Genomic DNA, 2,724 nt, shown 5'->3' on the forward strand with positions numbered 1-2,724 from the left:
GATACGTTAGAATCCATGTATTAGAAGCTAGCTAATGGGAGAGGACTTCCATTTACACAAAAAATTTGACACTCCCGTAATTATGTTCAAGAACATCCTAGTTCCACTAGACGGAAGTAAAGATTCATTCAAGGCATTAGCATATGCTAAAGAGATGGCACAGATGTTTTCTGCTACTCTTTTTGTAACCACTATAATTGACCCTAGTGTTGCTATACCAGCCGGTGTACCTTCAGTTGGTGGCATTGTTCCGGTCCAAGTTGAGTTGAACGTTCGCGAAGAGGCAGCGCATGTTATTGATGAGGCAAAAAAAGAACTAGCTGGTACTAATATTCTAGTAAAGTACACCATTGTTTCTGGTACAGTAAATGATGAAATTGCTACTAATCTTCCAGAGAAGGAAGAAATCGATCTAATCGTACTTGGAAAGTCTGGAAAGAGCGCGTTAGAGAAGCTCATTGTTGGCTCTGTGACAAAGTACGTTGTGCAACACGCAGAAGTTCCTGTATTAGTTACCGAAGCGGCTTCTGAGTAAGCTAGCTGCTCTATTGACACTAGTACATGTATGTATGACGCACTACTTAGATACTGCTATAATATTAGCTTGATATAGTAACCCCCCTGAGTCTGAATTTACTCTGACTCAGGGGGGTCTCTTTACCGATATCTTTTTATTATGTATATTAGCAGGGGCTCTGGTGCAAAAATAATAAAAGGAGCGATTTAACCCTGTTTGATAATCATTTGCGGGCTAGTTTGCTAATAATTCGGTTAATGATTGTAACGCTGAAAAACCAAAGAGGTTAATTGCTCTTTGGCTTATTTTATGTAGCTGATGCATGACTTCAATACCACTTAAAGTTTTACTGGCGGTGCGCATAGATTGAAACCCGCTAGATTTAACTAACACATGTTTAATCAGCCGATGATCTTGCTCGATCAGATTATTTCGATACTTAGAGCACTGGTGATTTCCTTTCGCCAATAATCCATTTTTAATTACTTGCTTAATCGCTTTTAAAGTTGCTCCATACTGATCGGTTACCAAACAATCTGGGCGACCGTAGGTCGTCAATAACCGTTTCAAGAAGTGGTAAGCGGATTGGTAATCTCGATGACGACGCAATTCAAAGTCTAATGTTAATCCATGATTGTCAATGGCTCGATAAAAGTAATACCAGCGCCCTTTAATTTTAAGATAGGTTTCATCCATTCGCCAGCTCTGACTAGTGGCATGTTGCTGCTTTCGCCACAACAATTTAAAGATTGGACCATAGTGATGAACCCAACGCATAATTGTCGTATGGTGGACCGCAATTCCCCGATCACGCAAAATTTCAACAAGATCCCGATAGCTTAAACTGAAGCGAAGATAGTAGCCGACGGCTACCAAAATAATGTCTTTCTGGAAATGCCGCCCTTTAAAATAATTTTTCATCATGACGAATTTACAATTGAAGTGCAACAAGTAAGAAAAAAATAAAAAAGAACTCATAGCCTGAGTCCTATAAAATGAAGTCACCACAACAATCATCTAAAGGAGATCCTAGGCTATGAGTCCGTACAACCATCTTACCTTAAAAGACCGAGAATGCATACTGTTGGGCGTCACTTTAAACGACACCTATCAAGTTATTGCGGAGAAAATTGGGTGTTCCAAAGCCACCGTATCGCGCGAAATCAAGCGCAATGGTGGTCGTAAGGCATACTCGGCCGTCAAAGCCCAAGAGAACTATCAGGGACGGCGGCTAAAAAGCCGACGTCCTAGGCTTCTAACTGATTTGAAGTTACGGGATTTTGTTCTTCACTGTATTGTTCAACGTCAGTGGTCCCCGGAACAAATTTCCGGTCGTTTAGTCCACGAAAACAGTGAATGGCATGTCAGTTATAACACCATTTATCGTGGGATTGAACGTGATAATTTAGGCATCAAACGTAAGAATCACGAGGCTCGTGGCTTTGCCCGTAAGCTCCGTCACCGTGGTAAAACCCGAAAGGTCAAGGGAACCTTGGTGGACCGCAAATCTCGGTATTTATTATCTCAGCGGGTTCCCAAAGTAAACGCCAAGAACGTCACACAAGCGATGATTGACCTCTTGCATACCGTGACGCCCAAACGAGTTCGGACGCTTACGCCGGATCGTGGAACTGAATTCGCAGAATACCGCGAAGTTAGTCAAGAGCTAAGTATCCCAGTCTATTTCCCAGATCCTCATGCGCCTCAGCAACGAGGAACCAATGAGAATACCAACGGACTTATCCGTGAGTATTTCCCCAAAGGAACCGACCTAGACCAACTGACTGATCAAGATATCGACAAGTTTGTCAGGGATTTAAATCACCGACCACGTAAGGTCTTAGGCTGGAAGAGTCCATTTGAAGTTTTCTTCGGGACAAAGTTGCGCTTGATTTGACAATTCGTCATAGCTACCTCGCTTTTTAGGCTAATTATACTCAAAATAAGTTTACCTGAAAACTTTTGCACCAGAACCGGTTTTGGCAGACCGGTCTTTTGTTGAAGTGAAGCAAACTTAAACATTAAGATTATTTTTGGCTCGTGACAATAATCATTTTGTATACCCAAGTAATTAATTGAGTGTTGCAAGTCGCAAAGTTTCTCACCATTAAAAAAGCTTAGATATATTTAGGCCCGATTTAAAATTGAAGTGCAACACCCCTTAAGACATTAAGGGTAAACAAATAGGCCATGGAGACCTATACTTT

3 protein-coding genes are annotated in these 2,724 nt (G+C 41.4%); 2 read left to right on the top strand and 1 reads right to left on the bottom strand.

Annotated elements, in window-relative coordinates; genetic code table 11:
- Positions 1-82 precede the first annotated feature (82 nt).
- Positions 83-535, top strand: a complete 453-nt coding sequence (locus tag NGM66_RS14130) for a universal stress protein (protein WP_105922965.1) — start codon at positions 83-85, stop codon at positions 533-535.
- A gap of 216 nt (positions 536-751) precedes the next feature.
- Here NGM66_RS14130 and NGM66_RS14135 read toward each other — a convergent pair whose 3' ends face one another.
- Positions 752-1,438 carry an IS6 family transposase gene (locus NGM66_RS14135; RefSeq protein ID WP_165493462.1) on the bottom strand — a complete coding sequence of 229 codons (687 nt, stop codon included), beginning with the start codon at positions 1,436-1,438 and terminating at the stop codon, positions 752-754.
- A 115-nt stretch (positions 1,439-1,553) separates the two neighbouring features.
- Between NGM66_RS14135 and NGM66_RS14140 the strand changes: the two genes are divergently transcribed.
- Positions 1,554-2,414, top strand: coding sequence for an IS30 family transposase (locus NGM66_RS14140; RefSeq protein ID WP_258115838.1), 861 nt, complete (start codon positions 1,554-1,556; stop codon positions 2,412-2,414).
- Positions 2,415-2,724: the final 310 nt, after the last annotated feature.

Source organism: Levilactobacillus yiduensis, assembly GCF_024718525.1.
GTDB lineage: Bacteria > Bacillota > Bacilli > Lactobacillales > Lactobacillaceae > Levilactobacillus > Levilactobacillus yiduensis.